Origin of the sequence: Actinoplanes sp. NPDC051346 (genome assembly GCF_040682215.1) — a bacterium.
Lineage (GTDB): Bacteria > Actinomycetota > Actinomycetes > Mycobacteriales > Micromonosporaceae > Actinoplanes.
Genome location: NZ_JBFBAJ010000001.1, coordinates 879,174 through 899,240 on the forward strand (window position 1 = coordinate 879,174; position 20,067 = coordinate 899,240).

A 20,067-nucleotide genomic window follows, 5' to 3' on the forward strand; every position below is an offset into this window, starting at 1 on the left:
GTCCGACATGATCAGCACCGTTCGAGAGCTCGCGGCGGAGGCACTGTTCGTCTCCGACCTGCAGCCCTCCCAGTGCCCCAGCCGCGCGACGGTCGAGCAGACCGTGACCGCGATGATCCTCCGCCACGGCAGTGACGGCTGCGCCGCCGGCGTGGCCGAGGAATTCGGCGACCACCCTGAGGTCGCGGTCCGCCGAATGAACTGGGTCCACCAGGAGCTCCGCAACGTGATGGCGGCCCAGCGCCGCCCGCACTTCGCCAGCTGAGATCACCACGGCTTGCAGTATGCGGCTCGCAGCCCTGCTGCCAGCCAGCTTCCTGGCACTTGGCCTCCTGGCCTTCGGCTGCTCAGCCGAAGTTGTCCGCGGCTTGAGGGCCGCTTGGTCGTGCTCCGCCCGACCGCCTTCGCACCCGGCCCGGCACCGTCCCCGGTCCTGGCACCGCCCCGGCCCCGGCGCCGCGCTGGCCCGGCACTGGCCCCGGCCCGGCGCCGCGCTGGCCCCGGCGCCGCAGTGGCCCCGGCTCCGCGCCCGCCCTGCCTGCGCACCAGTTCCGCTTCGCGTTTACGTCGCCCGCCCCGCGTTGTCTAGGTAGCAGATTGCGCCCCCGAGAAGCCATCCGCCTCCGGGAAGTCGCTCGCTTCGCAATGTCACGGCTCTGGTGATGTCATCGCTCTTGCGCGCTGCCAGCTGGGTGAGCGGGGCGCTGGCGGCCTATCGAGCGGCGCGCTTTCAGCTGGATGAGCAGCGGCGCCGGTTCATTGATCGCGACGCTGCTGGTTGCTCGGGGTGGGTCGTGGGTACCTGTTAGACACGGCGCCACTTGTGGATGAGCGTGGCGTCGATATCGCTCGAGTGCGGCGTACGTGCCCTCGAGCGTGGCTCTGCTGCCTTCTGAGCGCGGCGCCGCGGCGGAAGCCCCCCACAGCATCTGAGCCTTTTTACGAAAAAACTCCATAAAAGCAACCGAGTTCGGCCGCCCCTGCACCCGTCGGCCGCAAATGTCTTCCTCATCGGCCGGTTCACCTGCCGGCCCTTGTACGAGCGAGGAGGACTACGTGACCGTCACGACCGAACTCCCCGCCACCATCGGCACGACCCACGACGCGCCGTCTGCGCGCGCCATCGAGGACCTCGTCCGCGAACACATGCCGATGGTGGGCCACCTGGTCCGGGAGCTGCTGAACCGCGTGCCCGGCCATGTCCACTCCGACGACCTGTCATCCGCAGGGTTCGCCGCGCTCCTCGGTGCCGCGCGCTCCTTCGACGTGAGCCGCGGTATCCCCTTCCACCGGTTCGCCGCCGTGCGGATCCGTGGTGCGCTCCTCGACGAGCTGCGTGGACAGGACTGGGCCAGCCGTTCCGTACGCGCCCGGGCCCGTCGCACCGCACAGGCTCGTCAGGAGCTCACCGCCGCCCTGGGGCGCACGCCGAGCGAGGCCGAGGTCGCCGAGATGCTGGGCATCGGCGTCAACGAGCTCGCCGCCGTCGAGGACGACGTGCAGAAGGCGGCGTTGCTCAGCCTGCAGGGGTTTCCCACGGGCGCGGCCGAGGAGATGGTGCCGGAGCTGTCCGAGGGGCCGGAGGACCTGCTGCTCAAACGGGAGCGTCTCGGCTACCTGCACCAGGCCATCCAGGCTCTGCCAGAGCGGCTGCGCATGGTCGTCACCCAGTCGTTCCTGCAGGAACAGCCGCTCAGCGAGGTGGCCGCCGAGCTGGGAGTGACCGAATCCCGGATCTCCCAGCTGCGCACCGAGGCGCTGCGGCTGCTGCGGGAGGGCCTGAACAGTTCCCTGGCGCCAGAGCTGCTGACGGTGGCCGCGGGGGGCCCGCGTACGCGCAAGGGCTGCCTGCAACGCCGCCGCAGTGAGTACTTCGCGCGGGTGGCGGAGCAGGGCAACCTGCACACCCGGCTGGCACTGACGGACAGCCACGGGGTGCCCATCGCCTTCGCCGCTTGACCGAGCGGGGCAACTGCCCAGCGGGATATGTCCGAGGTCCGCGTCGACGGGGGGAAGTCGCCGACGCGGACCCGGTCGCCGTTCAGGGGCCGGCCGGGTCCAGGGGAAACTGTTCGGCCAGGCCGTCCACGTCGACGAGGGGCGCCGCCAGCAGGGCTCGGACGTCGTGGTCGCGGCGGGCCAGGGCGGCGCGCTGGGCCGCGGTGAGCGGGACCCACGGCGGCGACGGTGCCGGCAGGCGCGGGTGCAGGAGCCTGCCGCCGACGTACGTGGCCTCGTTGACCAACCGCAGCGGCGCCCGGCGGACCTGGCGGTGGGCGTCGGCCACCTCGAAGGGGCCTTCCTCGATCCGGAACACCGCGATGTCCGCGGGAGCGCCGGGTGCGAGCGTGCCGGCGTCGAGGCCGAGGGCACGGGCGGGGCGCTCGGTCGCCGCGGCGATGACGTCGGCGAGGGGCAAGCCCACCGCCAGCAGTTTGGCCATCGTCGTGGGCAGGTCGAAGGCCGGACCGTGCACCGAGCGGGCGTGCAGGTCCGTCGAGATCGTGTACGGCGCCAGCCCCGCCGCCACCTGCGCCTCGGCCACGTCGAAGGCGAACCCGCCCGAGCCGTGCCCGATGTCGAACAGCACCCCGCGGGCGTACGCCTCCCGCGCGGCTGGCCCGACCGCCGAGGCGATCCCGCTGGCGCAGTGCGTGACGATGTCTCCCGGCCGCAGGAGACCGAGGACGTCGTCGAGGGGTGGCGGCGCCGCACCGATGTGGACCATGACCGGCACCCCGGACGCCGCCGCGGCGGCCAGCCCGCGGCGCAGCGGCTCGACGCCGTTGGCGCCGACCGTCTCCCGGTCGATGCGGACCTTGACGCCGCGGATCAGGTCACGGTGGGCGCGCACGGTGTCGGCGGCCAGGTTCGCCTCGCAGTTGGCCAGGTCGCGGCCCTCTCCGGTGCGTCCGGCGAGCCCGATCGCGGAGATGTTCAGCAGGGCGGGCACGCGCACGCCGTACGACGCCACCGCGCGGCGCAGGCCCTCGAGGGTGTACGCCCCGGCCGATCCCGCGTCGACCCAGGTGGTGACGCCGGTGCGCCAGGCGATCGGGTCGGGGTCGATGCCCCAGTAGCCGGGGCCGACGTGGGTGTGCAGATCGACGAGTCCCGGGGTGACCAGCAGGCCCGAGACGTCGTGCACCCGGTCGCCGGTCAGGCCGGGGCCGACCGCGGCGATCCGTCCCGCCCGGACGGCGACGTCGGCCCGGCCGTGGCCGAACACCTCGCCGCCGGTCAGCACCAGGTCGTGGATCACGACATGCTGTCCGGGACGGGAAAGTGTCGCTGGTGGACGGTGTGCGGCACGCGCCGCCTCCTTGGCACCTGTCGGTGCGTCGGTGATCCGTAGTAGCTTCCACACCATGCGTGACGGCGCACCGGCGGTCAAGGGAGGACTCCCATGATGCTCGATGTCCCGGACGAGCTCCTCGACTGGCGGGCCAAGGGCTTCTGGTTGCCGGAGGGTGAGGTGCCGGCCCGGGTCTTCGCCGCGGCCCGGCACTCTCTGTTCGGTGGGGCCTTCACCTGGCCGCTGCTGGTCGTGCGGGATTCCGCGGTGCGGGCGAACATCGCCACGATGGCCGGGTATGCGGCCCGGCACGGCTTCTCCTTCGCACCGCACGCCAAGACCACGATGGCGCCGAGCCTGCTGGCGGCGCAGCTCGAAGCGGGAGCGTGGGCGCTCACCGTGGCCACCGCGAACCAGGCCCTGGTGCTGCGGCGCCTGGGCGTGCCCCGGGTGCTCATCGCCAACGAGGTACTGGATCGCACCGCGCTGAGTTGGCTGGCGGCGCAGGCGGCGCGGGGCTGGGAGGTGATCGTCCAGGTCGACTCGGTGGCCGGGGTGCGGGCGGTGTCCGACGCCGGCGGACTGCGTGTACTCGTGGAGCTCGGTCATGCGGGTGGGCGCACCGGATGCCGTACCGTCGAAGGGGTTGTGGAGGTCGCCCGGGCCGCCGCCGGCGCGCCGGGGGTGACCCTCGCGGGGGTGACCGCCTACGAGGGCGCGCTGCCGGACGTGGAGGCGGTCGACGCGTTCCTGGCGACGCAGGTCGAGGCGGTCCGGGCCATCGCGGGACTACTGCCGGCCGAGGTGATCGTTTCCGCCGGCGGCAGCGCCTGGTTCGACCGGGTCGTCAAGGCGCTCGAGGGGCAGTGGCTCGACGGGCACACCGTGCGCGCGGTCCTGCGCAGCGGCGCGTCGGTCACCCACGACGATGGCTTCTATCGCGCGCGTACGCCGTTCGGCCGCGTGCCCGCCGAGGGCTCGCTGACGTCCGGGTTGGAGATGTACGCGCAGGTCCTGTCCACTCCGGAGCCGGGCCTGGCGATCGTCGGCATGGGCAAGCGCGACGCGCCATTCGACGAGGGGCTCCCGGTCACCGAGGCCGGCGAGGTGGTCCGGATGAACGACCACCACACCTACGTACGCGGCACCGCGGCGACCGTGGGCGAGCTGATCCGCTTCGGACTGTCGCACCCGTGCACGGCGTTCGACAAGTGGCGGTTCATCCCCGTCGTGGATGACGCCGACGTGGTCGTGGACGTGCTGCACACCTACTTCTGAGGGCGCCGCTCGATGGACACTTCCGTGGGATTGACCGGCCTCGGGGACGCCATCAGGCTTTCCATAGCCTTTCGCCTGCTGCGTAAGGCTTTGAGGAGTTCGCGTGCGTTCTGCTGATCTTCGGAATGTGATCGTCGTCAGGCAGCGGGAGCTGGCCTCCCGCCATGAGGTGCTGGGCCGCGAGGGGCGCGATCCCGGCCGTTACGAGGACCTGCTGCTGCGTGTCTTCGACGCCACCAACGATCTCGTCAGAGACCTTGACAGGCTCCGCGCGCGATCCGCCCGGCGCCGCTGGCTGACGGCGGTCGGGCTCGCTGTCGTCGCGCTCGTGTTGGCCGCGCTGGTCGCCGCCGCCGTGCTGCCGATATACGGACTGATCGGCGCGGCGGTCGCGCTGGTCGCGGCCACCACCCTCGCGGTGGTCGCGCGGGCCACCGCCCCTCCCGCCGAAGCGTCGACCGGCTCCGGCGATCCGCGCGCCGCGAGCCGTGGCAAGCCCGCGGCCCCCGACGCCGAGCCGGCGCCGATGGTGGAGGACGAGGGTGAGCCCGGGGTCCAGCATGGACCCGGCGGCCTCCCGAGGCCCCGACGGCAGGCGGTGGCGGAGCCGGCCCTGCGACGGCGGTCCGAGCGGGACGCGATCGGCACCCGGAAGGCGGGCGCATGACCAGCACCGAGGCCCCGAGCGACCTCGCCCGGGTCGCCGACTCGCTGCGCAACGAGCTCAAGCGCAAGGTCAACACCCTGCGCCTGCAGCTGACCGACGACCTTCGCGAGGTGGCCCGCGTCGCCGAGGAACGGTCCGCGGAGCTGGGCCGGAGGCTGGACGACGCGGACAGCCGTCTCGCCCGCCTCGCCGAAGCCCACGACGAGCTGCGTCGGCAGTCCGAGGCGGAGCTTCGCGGTGCCCGGCAGGCCATCACCCGGCTGACCGGCGAGATCCACCTCATCGAGGGCCGGCTGCGGCTGGAACACGGTGTGCGGCCCGTCGACCTGGACGCCGTGCCGCCGGAGCTTTCTCAGGTGGTCGCCCAGGTGCGCGAGGCCGAGGCGATCCGGTCGGGCATGCTCGACGATCGGACCCGCGACGCCCATCACGCCGCGCTGGACGCGTACGCGGAGCTGCGACGTCTCGCCGCCGAGAGCCGGGCGCGCGCGCTCGACGCCAGCGCCGTCCTGGCTCGCGCCCGGTGCGGTCGGCGCGAATTCCGCCGTGCCGCCGCCTCCTATCGCCATCATCGGCAGCGGCTCGGGGCGCAGAACGCGGAACTGGCCGCGACGCGGGCGGCTGTCGCCGTCGCCGAGGAGGAGCTCGCCACCGATCTGCGGCAGCAGGAGGAGTTCCGCACGCACCGGGGTTCCGCCGCCGTCGCCGAGCTCACCGCTCACCTGCGCCGGCGCATCGACGCCGCCGTCGAGACGCACGCGCTCTTCCCCTCCTGGTTCACGATCACCGAGCTCGGGCACCGGCCCAGCGCCGCTGGCGCCGGCGTGTGGTGTGAGGTGGCCACCCGGGTCGCGCTCTACCGGCTCACGTACGGGATCACCGACAGCGTCTCCGCGCTCGGCGATCCACCGGAGGGAGGCCACCGCGCGCAGCGCTACGCCGAGGTGCGGGCCGCTCTGTCGGAACTGTCGGCGTGATCCACGGTCATCCGCACCGGTGACCTCTCTTTGGGGGATGGGCGTGGCCGAGCTGTGATCTTAGGGTCGGACAGTGCCGATCTGTGGTGTTTTCGCCCTGATCGCCGGTGCCCTCACGCTGTCCCGCGAGCGGAGTCGTCCATGTCGGTTTTCCGTGGCTCGAACTCGTCCACCGCCTGGCCGGAGGGTGCCGACCCGTACCCGTACCCGGACGGCCCGACCGAGCGGCTCGGCCACGAACCCGACCGTGCACCCGGGCCGCCGCGTCGCGGCGCCGTCCTCGCCGTCCTGCTCGCGATGCTCGCGTTACTGGCCGCCGCCGCGTCCGGACTGCTCGCCTGGCGTGCCCTGGAACGGGCCGACCAGGCTTTCGCCCGCCAGCTCCCGGCGGCCGCCGCGGCGTCGCCGGCCGAGGTGGGCGCGTACGGGGAGGAGGTTCTCCGGATCCAGGCGGGCTGCACCGGCGTGACGTTCCTCGACCTGGACGAGCCCAGGGTCAACGCCGCCGGTCCGGTCAGCGACCTGCGGTACGACAGCCGCTGCGGCGACCAGGCACCCCAGCTCACGCTGGCGCCCGGCGCCGTCGGGGGCAGCGACGTGGGAGACACCGACGTGGACGGCCCTGGATGCGCGAAGGCCGTGCGGACCAGCCCGCTGGGCGGCGGCCTGATCGTGCCGGTCCGTACGGGCCTGGTCATGTGCGTGCTCACCGGCACCGGGACCCCGGCCACCGTCGGGATCCGGCTGGTCCGGGTGGAGGTGGACGAGGTGAACAAGGACGGCACCGCGCGGCTGCGGGCGACCGCCTGGCCGGCCGGCTGAGCGCCGGAGTTCCGGGCCGGTGCCGGTCACGCCGGGTGCCTCCTGACAGAATGTCGGGTGCGCCCCGTGAATCCGTGTGAGGAGACGTTTCCGTGATCCGTACCCATGAAGCCGGCAGCCTGCGGGCCGAGAACGCCGGCCAGTCGGTGACGCTCGCCGGGTGGGTGGCCCGCCGGCGCGACCACGGCGGCGTGATCTTCGTCGACCTCCGGGACGCCTCCGGCGTCGTGCAGGTCGTCTTCCGGGAGGAGGACGCCCACGCGCTGCGCAACGAGTTCTGCGTGAAGGTGACCGGCGAGGTCACCGCGCGCCCCGACGGCAACGAGAACCCGGAGCTGGCCACCGGCGCGATCGAGGTCGTGGCGAGCGAGCTGGTCGTGCTGTCCGAGGCCGCGCCGCTGCCGCTGCCGGTCGACGACAACATCGAGGCCGGCGACGACCTGCGCCTCAAGTTCCGCTACCTCGACCTGCGGCGCTCCGGGCCGGCCAAGGCGCTCAAGCTGCGCAGCCGCGCCAACCAGATCGCCCGCGAGGTGCTGCACGCCCGCGACTTCCACGAGATCGAGACGCCGACCCTCACCCGGTCGACCCCCGAGGGCGCCCGCGACTTCCTCGTTCCCGTGCGCCTCCAGCCCGGCACCTGGTATGCCCTCCCGCAGTCGCCGCAGCTGTTCAAGCAGCTCCTGATGGTCGCTGGCATGGAGCGCTACTACCAGATCGCCCGCTGCTACCGCGACGAGGACTTCCGCGCCGACCGGCAGCCCGAGTTCACCCAGCTCGACATCGAGATGTCCTTCGTGACCCAGGAAGACATCATCGAGCTCGGCGAGGAGATCGTCGGCAAGCTGTGGGGCGAGCTGGCCGGTTACACCGTGCCGACCCCGATCCCGCGGATCACCTGGCACGACGCGATGAACCGGTACGGCTCCGACAAGCCCGACCTGCGCTACGGCGTCGAGCTGACCGAGCTGACCGAATACCTGAGCGGCACCGAGTTCCGCGTGTTCGCCGGGGCGATCGCCGCCGGCGGCTACGTCGGCGCGGTCGTCATGCCGGGCGGTGCCTCGCAGACCCGCAAGGAACTGGACGGCTGGCAGGACTGGGCCAAGGCGCGCGGTGCCCGTGGTCTCGCTTACGTGGTCCTCGACGCGGAGACCGGCGAGGCTCGTGGCCCGGTGGCGAAGAACCTCTCGGCCGACCACCTGTCCGGTCTCGCGGACGCCGTCGGCGCCAAGCCCGGCGACGCGATCTTCTTCGCGGCGGCGAACGAGCGCCGCGAGGCCCAGGAACTGCTCGGCGCGGCTCGCATCGAGATCGCCAAGCGGTCCGGCCTGATCGACGAGTCCGCCTGGGCGTTCTGCTGGGTGATCGACGCGCCCATGTTCGAACGGACGTCGAACGACGATGGGACTGCGGGCGGCTGGACGGCCGTGCACCACCCGTTCACCTCGCCCAACGAGGAGTGGCTGAACCGCTTCGAGGAGGCGCCCGATCAGGCGCTGGCCTACGCCTACGACATCGTGGTCAACGGCAACGAGATCGGTGGCGGCAGCGTCCGTATCCACCAGGCCGACGTGCAGAGCCGGGTCTTCGCCCTGCTCGGCATCACGCCGGAGGAGGCGCAGGACAAGTTCGGCTTCCTGCTGGAGGCGTTCAAGTACGGCCCGCCGCCGCACGCCGGCATCGCGCTCGGCTGGGACCGCACCTGCATGCTGCTGTCCGGCAACGACTCCATCCGCGAGGTCATCGCCTTCCCGAAGACCCGCGGCGGCTTCGACCCGCTGACCACCGCGCCGACGCCGATCACCGCCGAGCAGCGCAAGGAGGCCGGCATCGACGCCAAGCCGAAGGCGCCCCAGCCGACCCCCGGCACGGACGGCCAGGCCGCACCGGTCGAACGCTCCAACTGACGCCGACGCCGACGTCCGGCGGCACAGCGCCGCCGGACCCGGCATGATGGGTCGCATGCTGGCGGAACCCACCATTGTCGAGCGGTCCGAGCAGACGTACGTCGGGCGGCGCGAAGCCATCACCATGACCGAGTTCGCCCGCGTGGCGGATCACCTGCCCACGATGTTCGGGTGGCTGGGCGAGCGGGGTGTCACGCCCTCCGGAGCGCCCTTCTTCCGGTATCGCGTCATCGACATGTCCGCCGAACTCGTCGTCGACGCCGGGATCCCGGTGGCCGGGCCGGTCGACGTCGAGGAACCGACCTTTGTGGACGTGCTGCCCGCCGGCCGCTATGCGACCGTCGCGCACGTCGGCCACCCGGACGAGCTCATGGCAGTCACCGCGAGCCTGCTCGACTGGGCCCAGCGGCGCGGCCTCGAGTGGGACCGGACGCCCACGCCGGAGGGCGAGGTGTGGGGCGCCCGGCTCGAGGTGCTGATGACCGACCCGGCCGTCGAACCCGACATGCACAAGTGGGAGACGGTCCTGCTCTTCAAACTCGCGGACTGATCAACTCGGTGGCGTGCCGCCCCGCGACGAGCAGCGCGGGGTCGCCGGATCGGGTCCAGGCCTCGACCGCCGCGTCCGCGAACTTGATCGCATGGGCGTCGCCCGAGACGACCGCGCTCTCGATCACGGCATCGGCGTCGGGCTCGGACGAACTCGCGCCGGCCGCCGCCGTGGCGGTGGAGTAGGCCGCCGTCACCGCCGCGCTCGCCGCCCACGCCGCTTCCAGGCTCGCCGTGTGCAGGACGGCCGGCAACGCCGGAAGTGTGCGCAGGACCGCCGCCGGTGCCGTCGCCGCGTGGACGAGCATGACCGGGCTGCCGTACCCGTGGGTGGTGTGCCGGCGGACCGCCGCGGCGACGATCGCCGTAAGCCGGGCCGTCGCGTCACCGTCGCCCGGCACCGCGCCGGCGGCCCGCGGCCAGTCCCGCAGGTCGGCAAGCTGGGCGAGCCGGTTGCGGATGCCGAACCGCTGATCCGGTACGCGGGGAACGGCGTCGAGCGCCGTCCGGGGGTCGTCGCGACGGTACGGGCCCCGCCCGGCCGGAGCCAGCGGCTGCCAGCGGGCCGCCCAGTACGCCAGGCCGTCCCCGAGTTCGGCGACGCGGGCCGGCGTCTCCTCCTCGAGCAGGGCGCGCACCGCGTGGCCGACCCGGATCACCCCATGGGTGGCGCCGGCGGCGATGCCCGGCAGCAGCCGTGGCCACCAGGTGGCGAGCACGTCACGCCACGGCGCCAGCGCGGTCTCCCGCTCGAAGAAAGCGAGCCAGTCGCCGGTGCGTACGGGATCGCCCAGCGGATCGCGCCACTGCGCTGCCGGGATCGGCACGATGCCGCGCGGCTTGTCCTCGAGCCGGGACGAGTAGCCGTCCAGCCAGCGGTGCACGATCCCGGCGCGGCCGTGGCGCACCAGCGCCTCCACCGCCATCGGGGCGTGGTTGGACAGCCACCCGTCGCGTTCGGGACCGGTGTGGCGCAGACGGAGAAGTGCCTCGTCGAGAACCATGACGGCACTCTCCACCTTGAAGCGAGGTTGAGGTCAAGGCGTCGGGACGTACAGGCGCATCGCCGGGTCGTCGGTGCGGTGGAATCCGAGGTCGGTGTAGAGGGGTTCGCCGTCGCGCGTGGCGCGTAGGTCGACGACGCTGACGCCTCTGGTCGCGTACCAGCCGATCAAGGCGATCATGCAGGCCCGGGAGTAGCCCCTACGGCGGTGGGCGGGGTCGGTCGCGACGTTGTAGACGTACCCCCGCAGTCCGGTCGGGTCGCCCGGATTCGGGAGTCGCTGATCGACCGCGCCCACGACGCAGGCCGCGAGTCCCGTGCCGTCCGGGCGGTCCACGACGAACGCGGCCAGCATGCCGGCGGGATCGCCGAGCTGCTGGGAGAGGACCGCGGCTCCGGTGCGCTCCCAGTCGCCCGACGGTGCGGGATCGGGGCGCATCGAGTCGAGCATCACCTTGCGCAGCCGCATCAGCTCCCCGGCGTCCGCCGGGGTCGCCTGTCTCGCATTGATCATGAAACCATGCTCGCACAAAAGGGTTGCACAACTTCTGTGCACAAGTATTGTGCAAGCATGGAACAGCGCGAGGTCCACCTCGACTCCCGGCAGATCCGGGTGCTCGCCCACCCCCTGCGCTTCCGGCTGCTGGGTCGACTGCGGCTGGACGGTCCGGCGACCGCGACGCGGCTGGCCCAGGCGCTCGGCACCAACACCGGGGCGACCAGCTACCACCTGCGGCAGCTCGCCGACGTCGGCCTGGTCCTCGAGGAGGAGCGTCCCGGCAGCGGCCGGGAGCGTTGGTGGCGCTCGGCGCACGACGTGTCCAGCTGGCAGCGGGACGCCTTCGCCGGTGACGCCGACGCCACCGCCGCGGCGGACTGGCTGGAGGGTTCCTGGTTGCGCGCCCTCGTCGAGCAGGCCGAGGCCTGGCAGCGCGTCCAGGGCGACGCACCACCGCAGTGGCGCCAGGCCGTCAGCTTCTCCGACGTCTGTCTCGACCTCTCGGCGGCGCAGCTCGACGCCCTCAACGCCGAGCTGGCCGAGGTCATCGAGCGCTATCGGGCCGCGGGTCCGGCGCCGGACTCCCGGCAGGTCGTCTACTACTTCTACGGCATGCCGAGGGTGGAACCGTCATGAGCGTCCTCACGGTCGCCCAGGCCCAGCGCCGCTTTCTCCTGCTGCTCGTGCTGCGCTGGCTGCCCGTCGGGCTGATGATCCCGGTGATCGTCCTGCTCCCGCTCGAGCGCGGACTGACCCTGGCGCAGTACGGCTCGGCCGCCGCCCTGCAAGGCCTCGTCGTCCTGCTGCTCGAGCTGCCCACCGGCGGCCTGTCCGACGCGCTGGGTCGGCGGCCCGTGCTGGTGCTCGCGGGCCTGGTCGACATCGCGGCCCTGAGCCTGCTGACCGTCGCGGACTCGGTTCTGCTCTTCGTGATCTTCTACCTGCTCCAGGGCGTCTACCGCGCCCTCGACAGCGGACCGCTCGAATCGTGGTACGTCGACCAGGCCCTGGCCGCCGACGAGCACGCCGACATCGAGACCGGCCTGAGCCGCAGCGGAGCGGTGGTGGGCGTCGCGATCGCCGGCGGCGCCCTGCTCACCGGTGGACTCGTCGCCCTCGGCCCGTTCGGCGCCGTCACCGCCCTGAGCGCACCCGTGTACGTCGCTCTCGGTCTGCAGATCGTCTCCCTGGTGGCGGTGGCCACGCTGATGACCGAGCCGCGTGCCCGGCGCGGCCTGGGCGCCCTGGCCGCCTCGGTGCGCGGGGTCCCGTCGGCGATCGGGGGCGCGCTCGGGCTGCTGCGCCGGTCCCGGATCATCGCCGCGCTCATCGCCGTCGAGGTGTTCTGGGGCTTCGGCATGATCGCCTTCGAGAGCCTGACGTCCGTACGCCTCGCCGACGTGCTGGGCGACGCCAACCGTGCCTCCGCGCTGATGGGCCCGGTCGGCTCCGTGGCGTGGCTGGCCTCGGCGGCCGGCGCCGCGTTGGTTCCCCTGCTCGCCCGCCGCATCGGCGCGCCGTGGACCGGCTTCACCCTGCGGATCGTGCACGGCCTCACCGTCGCCGGCATGGCCCTGCTCGCCGGACCGGCCGGCGTCGTCGCGGCGTTCCTGCTCTGCTACACCGTGCACGGCGCCGCCAACCCGGTGCACAGCGGGCTGCTGCACCGGCAGGTTGAGGGGCCGTACCGGGCGAGCCTCGTCTCGCTGAACTCGATGGTGGCCCAGCCGGCGGGCGCCCTCGGCCTGGTCGTCCTCACGGTGATCGCCACGCGGGCCAGCCTGGTGGTCGCGCTGCTGGTCGGGGCGGTCGTCCTGGCCGCGGCCGCGCCGCTCTACCTGGTGGCGCGGCGGGCCACGCCGGAGACCGTGCCCGCCGGAACCCCGGAGGTCGTTCCGGCGCCGTGACCGGGGTTTGCGTGCGACCACCCCGGGGGTAACAGCACGTCAAGTGCTCTCACCCCCCGATGGAGGACCCCCATGCTTGCGATTGCCGCGGCCGTCGTCTTCGGTATCTACCTGTTGCTCGACCTGCTCGACGTCAAGACCCCCGACCTGGTCAACTTCCCCACCTTCGCCGCGCTCGGCCTGCTGCTGATCTCGCTCTACCTGGCAGGGGTCGGCAGCGGCCCGCGTAGCGGCACCGGCACCGGCCGCCGGTTCTACGGCCGCCGCCCCGGCCGCGGCTGATCCACGGCACTCCGGCCCGCCCCAATCGGTGCATTTCCGGCACCGCAGGGCGGGCCGGTACTGTCGGTGCCGATGGAATTCGACGGACTCTTCCCCCTGACCGGACCGGGCGGCATCCGCACCGAGTCACCGGCCGGCGCGGAGTCCGGCTTCACCCGACCCGCGCCCGACTCGCCGCTGCCCGTGCGCATGCGACCCGCCGGCCTGGACGAGCTCGTCGGCCAGCAGCACCTGCTCGCGCCCGGTGCACCGCTGCGCCAACTCGTCACCGGCAGCACCCCGATGTCGGTCATTCTCTGGGGTCCGCCCGGCACCGGCAAGACCACGATCGCGCACCTGGTCGCGGCGGCCACCGACCGTACGTTCGTGGCCATGTCCGCGCTGACCGCGGGCGTCAAGGACGTGCGTGCGGTCATCGACAAGGCCCGCCGCGAACGCCGCGCCGGAGGCTCGCCCACCGTCCTGTTCATCGACGAGGTGCACCGCTTCAGCAAGACCCAGCAGGACTCGCTGCTGGCCGCCGTCGAGGACCGCACGGTCACGCTGCTCGCGGCCACCACCGAAAACCCCTACTTTTCGGTCATCTCGCCGCTGCTGTCCCGCTGCGTGCTGCTCACCCTGCGGGCCCTCGACGAGAACGACGTCCGTCACCTCATCCGCCGCGCGGTCACCGACGACCGCGGCCTCGGCGGTGCGGTCACGCTCACCGACGAGGCGGAAGACCATCTGGTACGGCTGGCAAGCGGCGACGTCCGCAAGGCACTCACGGCGCTGGAAGCCGCGGCCGGGTCGGCGGCCGCACAGGGAGCCACCGAGATCGACCTCGCCACGGCGGAGAAGGCGGTCGACGTGGCCGCCGTGCGCTACGACCGCGACGGCGACGCCCACTACGACGTGACCAGCGCGTTCATCAAGAGCATGCGCGGCTCCGACCCCGACGCCGCCCTGCACTGGCTGGCCCGCATGCTGGTCGCCGGCGAGGACCCGCGCTTCATCGCCCGCCGCATCGTCATCTTCGCCAGCGAAGACGTCGGCATGGCCGACCCGCAGGCCCTGCTCGTCGCCACCGCCGCGGCCCAGGCGGTGCAGTCGGTCGGCCTGCCGGAGGCCCAACTCAACCTGGCACAGGCGGTGGTGCACCTGGCCACCGCCCCGAAATCCAACAGCGTCACCACCGCCATCTCCGCCGCGATCGCCGACATCCGCGCCGGCCGAGGCGGCGCGGTGCCGCCCCACCTGCGCGACTCCCACTACCCCGGATCACGTGGTCTAGGTCACGGCAAGGGCTACCGCTATCCACATGACGACCCCAAGGGTGTTGTGAGGCAGCAGTACGTGCCGGATGATCTGACCGGCGCGGAGTACTACACCCCGACGGAACACGGCGCCGAGCGGGCGGTCGCGGACCGCTTGCCCCGGCTACGCAGAATCGTCAGGGGAACGGGACCGTCCACCCACGGCCCGGTCTCCGCCCCGCAACGCGACGACAGCGGCCCAGCCGCCGGAGAGGACCAGCCGTGAGCAGGCGCGGTGCCGAAGGGCCCGACGACTACGACGACCAGCGCAGCGAGCAGACCGGCCGCGGACGCCGGCTGTTCGGTCGCGGCCGTCCGGAGCCGGTCGAGCCCGAAGAGGTACCCCGCGAGGAAACCGGCTGGCTGGACGACCTGCGCACCGCCAAGGAACAGGGCGGATCGATCGGCCCCGGCACGGCACCGGGCGAGGCCCGCACGAGCAAGAGCGGCCGCCGCGCGCCCGGCCCGGACGACGTAGGCGGCGGGGACCCGTTCCCGCCGCTCCCTTCGTCTGCGTCGCCCGCCTCGTCTGCGTCGCCCGCCTCGTCTGCGTCGCCCGCCTCGTCTGCGCCGCCCGCCTCGTCTGCGCCGCCCGCCTCGTCTGCGTCGCCCGCTTTTTCCGCGCCGCCCGCCGTGGGGCCGGTGTCGGCTCCGCCCTCTTCGGCGACTCCGCAATCTCCGGCGGGTCCGCGTTCCGGGGCTGGCCCGCGTTCCGGGCCGGGTCCGCGTTCTGCGGCGGGTCCGCGGTCCGGGGCTGCGGCTCCGCGTTCTGGGGCAGGCCCGCAGGCCGCGGCGGGTCCGCGTTCCGCCGCGGCTCCTCGTTCCCCGGCTGCGGGGTTCTCGGGGCCGGGTGCACCGGCTACCGGAGTGCCGGCCTCGGGTAACGCCCCGGAGATCCCGTTCGCCGCTCGACCCGTTTCACCCGGCGGACCTCCCGGCGGCCGGCGGATGCCGGACCGGGCGGGCGGCGGTCGTCCTATGCCCGACCAGCCGGGTGGCGGTCGTCCCATGCCCGACCAGTCGGGCCGAGGTCGTCCTATGCCCGACCAACCGGGCCGTGGCCGTCAGATGCCTGATCAGCAGGGCCGCGGTCCCCGCCACGGTGGTCACCCCGTGTCCGAGGAGGCCGGCCCTGCCGCCGGCCGGCATGGCGGCCACGCGATGCCGGATCAGCACGGCCGCGGAGCGGTAGGCCCCGCAGCGGCTGGCCCCGGTCCCGCCGGACCCCGCCACGGCGGCCCCGCCCACCCCGCGCCGGATGGCCGCGGCGGTCGCCTCCAGGGCGACGGTGGTGCGGCCCGGCCGATCAGTGCCCCAGCTGCACCCGGCGGTGGTGCGGTCCGGCCGATCAGCGCCCCGGCCGCGCCTGGCAGCGGCCCGGCCCGTCCCGTCTCCGCCATTCCCGGCGCTGACGGAATGTCGTTCGGTGCCCGCAACGCCGCGGCACCCGGCCGGGGACGCCCCGGCGGTCCCCCCGGTGAGCAGGGCGGCCGCCACGGCCGGTCCGACGCTGAGGAGAACTCCGGCCCGATGCCGGTCAACCGCGGCGCCACGGGACCGATTCCCCCGGGCGGACCTCATGGCCACCAGAGCCCCGCGGGCGCCGCGCCCGCCGCCCGTCACAGCGGACCGGGCGCGCCCGCCGGTCGTCACGACGGGCCGGACGTGCCACCCGCTGGCCGCCACGGCGGACCGGGCGCTTCCCCCGGTCGTCACGACGGGCCGGACGTGCCGCCCGCTGGCCGTCACGGCGGACCGGGCGCTTCCCCCGGTCGTCACGGCGGCCCGGAGGCGCCGACCCCTGCCCGGCACGGTGGGCCAGACGGTCGCTTTGGCGGGCCGGACACCGGGCCCTCTGCCCGTCACGGTGGGCCGGACACATCCGCCGGCCGCCACGGTGGACCAAACGCATCCGCCGGCCGCCACGGCGGGCCGGACGCATCCGCCGGCCGTCACGGTGGACCGGACGCATCCGCCGGCCGTCACGGTGGGCCGGAGGAACCGATCGGCCGTCCCGGCGGACGAGGCTCGAGCACCGGCCGTCGCGCGGCGCCAGACCCTGCCCCCGGACAGCAGGGGCCAGCCGGACAACCCCCGTCGGCACGGGCTTCCGCCTCGGTCGTGCCGCCCGTCGTGCCGGGCCGCCAAGGCGTCCGCACCCCCCCGATCCCAGGGCGCGCCGGCGCGATGGCAGGCAGCACGTCTGGCGTCATCAGCACCACCGGACAGATCGCCCAGGCCGGAGGTCGCGCGTCCGGCACCCCGACCAGGGGAACGGGCCGCGTGCCGCGTCCCGGGCAGCCCGGCCGTCCGAACGCGGGCCAGCCGGTCTCGCCCGGCCAGCCGGGCCAGCCGCATACGCCGGGCCAGCCGCACGCACCGGGCCAGCCGCACGCACCGGGCCAGCCGCACGCACCGGGCCAGGCTCGTAACCCGAATCGGCCGACTACGCCGAGCCGGCCTGTCTCGGCCCAGCCAGTCTCGGCTCAGCCGATCTCGGGCCAGCCGATCTCGGGCCAGCCGGTTTCTCCGGGGCACCCGGGTCCTGGATTCCCGGGCGCGGCGCGCTCCGGTCCCGGCCAGCCTTCCCACGGCCAGCCAGGACCCCGTCAGCGCGGAGTGGGACAGCCCGGAGCGGGTCAACCGGGTCACGCTCAGCAGGGTCACGCTCAGCAGGGTCACGCTCAGCAGGGTCACGCTCAGCAGGGTCACGCTCAGCCAGGTCACGCTCAGCCAGGTCACGCTCAGCCAGGTCACGCTCAGCCGGGTCACGCTCAGCCGGGTCACGCTCAGCCAGGTCACGCTCAGCCGGGCCAGGTTCAGTCTGGTCAGGGTCAACGCGGTCAGGGCCAGCACGGTCAAGGTCAACGCGGTCAGGGACAACCGGGTCAGGGACAGCCAGGTCAGGGACAGCCGGGTCGAGGAGGACCCGGGCCGTCCGGTGGGCGGCCCGGCGCGGGTCAGGATGGTGCTCGGGCTCAGGTGCGCACCGGGCCGGGGCAGTCGACGACCGGGCGAGCCGCCGCGGGCCGTGCCGTGCCTGGGCAGGCTGCCGGAATGGCCGCCGCCGGCATACCGTCCGGTCTAGCGGGACCGGGCGCACCGGGCCGGGCCGGGGGCCGCAGGCCCGCCGGCGACAACCCCCCGACCGGGAATCAGCCCGCTCGCGGTGGCGCCCCGCTGCCGCCGGGCCGAGGTGCCGCACCGGGACAGCCTGGCCGAGGCGCTGCCGAGGCTACGGGCAAGCCGACGCCCTCCGACCCCACCGGGCCCGTGAGCGGCGTAGTCCGGCCCGCCGGAATCAACCCGGTCGTCGGGCAGGGCCCCGCGACCGGGGCAGTGCCCGTCGCCGGGCCTTCGTCCGGCGCCCCGATCCGGCCAGGCTCTGGCGCCGCGGCCGGGCCGGTTCCCGGACGTGGAGGGCCGGGTCGTGGAGCCGCCGCCGGACCTGTTCTCGGACGTGGAACCGCGGCAGGGCCGGGCCATGGAGCCGCACCCCGGCCCACTTCTGGGGCCGGGGCCGCGCCCCGGCCTACCTCTGGGTCTGGGGCCGCGCCCCGGCCTACCTCTGGGTCTGGGGCCGCGCCCCGGCCTACGTCCGGGCCTGGGGCCGCATCCGGGCCCACCTCCGGGTCTGGGGCCGCACCCCGGCCTACGTCCGGGCCTGGGGCGGCACCCGGGCCCATCTCCGGGCCTGGGGCCGTAGCTCGACCCACCTCCGGAGCCGGAGTCTCCCCGGCCGCCGATGAGGGCCGCACCGCCCGGGCCGCCGCCCCCGTCGTCGGCGGCACCTCCAAGGCCGGAACCGCCAGAACTTCCGGAACCGCCAGAACCTCCGGAACCGCCGGAACTGCCGGGAGCGCCAGAACCGCCGGAACTGCCGGGAGCGCCGGCAGCGCCGCGACCGCAGGCGTAGCCGGATCCGCCGGGAATGCCGCACCTGGATTCGCCGGCAATGCCGCGACCGCGGGTAGGGCCGGTGTGCCCGGAAGCGCCCAGGTCGCTGGTAGCGCCACAGTCCCGGGCAGGGCTGGATCAACAGCCGGCACCGCCTCTGTAGCCAGTAGTGCCGCGGCTGCGGGCCGAGCCGGAGCGGCCGGAAGCGCCGCGGTCGCCGGCAGGGCCGGACGACCCACTGACCTCGGTTCGGCGACGGCGGCCGCAGCGTCCCCGATTCCCAACGGGCCCGCGCCGGTCGCGGCGAGCGCCTCCGTCGGCGCCGGTGTCGCTCGTGTCGCCGTACCTGCCGGAAGCGACGAGTCGCCCAGGCTGCGGGCCGCGACGGCCTCCGCGGACGAGGCGGAGAATTCCGGCGGACCGCTCGGCAGTCTGCGCGTCGCCCGTTCCGAGCTGCGTAAGCAGATGCGGGCCAAGCGCCGCCTGCGGGTCATGACGCTGCTCACCCTGAGCGTTCTGGTTCTCGGCCTGTTGCCGCTGCTGTTCGGGATCCGGTCCGCCACGCGGGACCCGGTCTTCACCTCGCTTGATGCTCTGCGGGTGCCGTCCTGGGCCGGCAGGAATGTCGATGATCGCAGCAGTGGCAGCCGGTGGTGTTTCCTCGAGTGCCGGTTCCGGGAGCGGATCGCTCAGTCGGAGCGGGCGTTCGAGGACACGAACCAGGTCTACTCGACCGCGCTGCGGTCCGCAGGCTGGCGGGTGCGGGGTGGTCAGTGCACCGACCAGCCGACCACGCAGGGCAAGTACACCTGCTGGACCCGGGATGAGTTCACTCTGGACCTGTGGGTGCGCCTGCCCGAGTGCGCCGTCGACGCCGTGGCGGCGAGGGATCCGGCGACCGTTCCGTCGACCGGGCCGAATGGGGCCGTGCCGACCGCCGATCCGAAGAAGTGCGTCGGGTCGACCGTCACCATCAAGGTGCAGAACGCGGTGACCGATGTGCGGGGCAAGCCGGAGCCCGCGGTGGATCCGTCGTTGATCGGCGAGACGCCGGACCCCGTGCTGACAAATGATCCCCTGCTGGAGCCGACACCCTCGGCGTCGTGACGCGGACCGCGGTGACGGACGGTAGGGTCTGCACGTTGTCACGCTTAGCGGTCCGTCGGTAGAGGAGACGCGTGTAATGAACGCCGGAGAAATCGCAGGCCTGATCGCGGCGGGCGCGTTCCTGATGCTCGTGGTGGTGCTGGCTTTTCCGATTCTCAAGCTGCGCCACACGGTGGACGCGGCCACGCAGGCCATCAATGACCTGAACGACCGGACCGGCCCGCTGCTCGGTGGCGTCACCGAGACGGTGGAGAACGTGAACACCGCGCTGGGCCAGGTGCAGGTCTCTTTGGACGGTGTGAACGTGCAGCTCGCGAAGGTCGACACGATGACCGAGCACGCGCAGAACGTCACGGCGAACGTCGCCAACCTGGTCACCGTCGTGTCCGCCGCCGCCGCCAACCCGCTGGTCAAGGTGGCCTCGTTCGGGTACGGGTTGCGCAAGGCCGCCGCCGCCCGTCGGCACGCGGAGGAGGAGCGCGAGGTGCGCGCCTCCCTCAAGCAGCGCCGCAAGGCCGCCCGCTAGCCGAGGCCCGCCGGCGTCGGAAGACGCCTGCCGGCACGGCAGCACCTCGCGAA

Annotated in this window: 18 protein-coding genes; 15 read left to right on the top strand and 3 right to left on the bottom strand. The window is 73.6% G+C overall.

Annotation, left to right across the window (positions count from 1 at the left end; all coding sequences use genetic code 11):
• Positions 1-7 precede the first annotated feature (7 nt).
• Positions 8-265 (top strand): hypothetical protein, encoded by a 258-nt coding sequence (locus tag AB0M36_RS03935; RefSeq protein ID WP_364151865.1) that lies wholly within the window; start codon positions 8-10, stop codon positions 263-265.
• A gap of 791 nt (positions 266-1,056) precedes the next feature.
• Complete coding sequence (locus AB0M36_RS03940) at positions 1,057-1,959, top strand: sigma-70 family RNA polymerase sigma factor (RefSeq protein ID WP_364151868.1); 903 nt, start codon at positions 1,057-1,059, stop codon at positions 1,957-1,959.
• Positions 1,960-2,041: 82 nt separating this feature from the next.
• Here the strand turns inward: AB0M36_RS03940 and AB0M36_RS03945 are convergent, their stop codons facing one another.
• Positions 2,042-3,262, bottom strand: a complete 1,221-nt coding sequence (locus tag AB0M36_RS03945) for an amidohydrolase/deacetylase family metallohydrolase (RefSeq protein WP_364151871.1) — start codon at positions 3,260-3,262, stop codon at positions 2,042-2,044.
• A 144-nt stretch (positions 3,263-3,406) separates the two neighbouring features.
• Here AB0M36_RS03945 and AB0M36_RS03950 point away from each other — a divergent pair, with 144 nt between their 5' ends.
• From AB0M36_RS03950 to AB0M36_RS03975, 6 genes are all read left to right on the top strand, one after another.
• On the top strand, positions 3,407-4,573 hold the full coding sequence (locus tag AB0M36_RS03950; RefSeq protein ID WP_364151874.1) for an alanine racemase: 1,167 nt from the start codon (positions 3,407-3,409) through the stop codon (positions 4,571-4,573).
• Positions 4,574-4,676: 103 nt separating this feature from the next.
• A complete protein-coding gene (locus tag AB0M36_RS03955; RefSeq protein ID WP_364151876.1) occupies positions 4,677-5,240 on the top strand; it encodes a hypothetical protein in 564 nt (187 codons plus the stop codon).
• Positions 5,237-6,217: a hypothetical protein gene (locus tag AB0M36_RS03960; protein WP_364151878.1), complete on the top strand. Its 981-nt coding sequence runs from the start codon at positions 5,237-5,239 to the stop codon at positions 6,215-6,217. Before AB0M36_RS03955 ends, AB0M36_RS03960 begins: the two co-directional genes overlap by 4 nt.
• A gap of 141 nt (positions 6,218-6,358) precedes the next feature.
• Positions 6,359-7,039, top strand: coding sequence for a hypothetical protein (locus AB0M36_RS03965; RefSeq protein ID WP_364151880.1), 681 nt, complete (start codon positions 6,359-6,361; stop codon positions 7,037-7,039).
• A gap of 92 nt (positions 7,040-7,131) precedes the next feature.
• Entirely contained in the window at positions 7,132-8,949 is a 1,818-nt protein-coding gene (gene aspS, locus AB0M36_RS03970) for an aspartate--tRNA ligase (RefSeq protein ID WP_364151883.1), read from the top strand.
• Between the two features lie 55 nt (positions 8,950-9,004).
• The gene (locus tag AB0M36_RS03975; protein WP_364151886.1) at positions 9,005-9,499 is read left to right on the top strand and encodes a GyrI-like domain-containing protein; all 495 of its coding nucleotides are present in this window, start codon (positions 9,005-9,007) and stop codon (positions 9,497-9,499) included.
• Here AB0M36_RS03975 and AB0M36_RS03980 read toward each other — a convergent pair.
• Together AB0M36_RS03980 and AB0M36_RS03985 are read right to left on the bottom strand one after the other, a co-directional pair.
• Positions 9,483-10,502, bottom strand: a complete 1,020-nt coding sequence (locus AB0M36_RS03980; RefSeq protein WP_364151889.1) for a hypothetical protein — start codon at positions 10,500-10,502, stop codon at positions 9,483-9,485. The genes AB0M36_RS03975 and AB0M36_RS03980 overlap by 17 nt on opposite strands.
• Positions 10,503-10,535: 33 nt before the next feature.
• Positions 10,536-11,015 (bottom strand): GNAT family N-acetyltransferase, encoded by a 480-nt coding sequence (locus AB0M36_RS03985; RefSeq protein ID WP_364151892.1) that lies wholly within the window; start codon positions 11,013-11,015, stop codon positions 10,536-10,538.
• Positions 11,016-11,072: 57 nt separating this feature from the next.
• Between AB0M36_RS03985 and AB0M36_RS03990 the strand changes: the two genes are divergently transcribed.
• From AB0M36_RS03990 to AB0M36_RS04020, 7 genes are all read left to right on the top strand, one after another.
• Entirely contained in the window at positions 11,073-11,636 is a 564-nt protein-coding gene (locus tag AB0M36_RS03990) for a helix-turn-helix domain-containing protein (RefSeq protein WP_364151895.1), read from the top strand.
• Positions 11,633-12,907: an MFS transporter gene (locus tag AB0M36_RS03995; protein WP_364151896.1), complete on the top strand. Its 1,275-nt coding sequence runs from the start codon at positions 11,633-11,635 to the stop codon at positions 12,905-12,907. The genes AB0M36_RS03990 and AB0M36_RS03995 overlap by 4 nt, the downstream gene beginning before the upstream one ends.
• A 72-nt stretch (positions 12,908-12,979) precedes the next feature.
• A complete protein-coding gene (locus tag AB0M36_RS04000; protein WP_364151899.1) occupies positions 12,980-13,189 on the top strand; it encodes a hypothetical protein in 210 nt (69 codons plus the stop codon).
• A 72-nt stretch (positions 13,190-13,261) separates the two neighbouring features.
• Positions 13,262-14,710, top strand: a complete 1,449-nt coding sequence (locus AB0M36_RS04005) for a replication-associated recombination protein A (RefSeq protein ID WP_364151902.1) — start codon at positions 13,262-13,264, stop codon at positions 14,708-14,710.
• 1,353 nt (positions 14,711-16,063) lie between these two features.
• Positions 16,064-17,572: a pentapeptide repeat-containing protein gene (locus tag AB0M36_RS04010; RefSeq protein ID WP_364151904.1), complete on the top strand. Its 1,509-nt coding sequence runs from the start codon at positions 16,064-16,066 to the stop codon at positions 17,570-17,572.
• 1,274 nt (positions 17,573-18,846) lie between these two features.
• Positions 18,847-19,488: a hypothetical protein gene (locus tag AB0M36_RS04015; RefSeq protein ID WP_364151906.1), complete on the top strand. Its 642-nt coding sequence runs from the start codon at positions 18,847-18,849 to the stop codon at positions 19,486-19,488.
• A gap of 76 nt (positions 19,489-19,564) precedes the next feature.
• On the top strand, positions 19,565-20,014 hold the full coding sequence (locus AB0M36_RS04020; RefSeq protein WP_364151908.1) for a DUF948 domain-containing protein: 450 nt from the start codon (positions 19,565-19,567) through the stop codon (positions 20,012-20,014).
• The last annotated feature ends 53 nt before the right edge of the window (positions 20,015-20,067 follow it).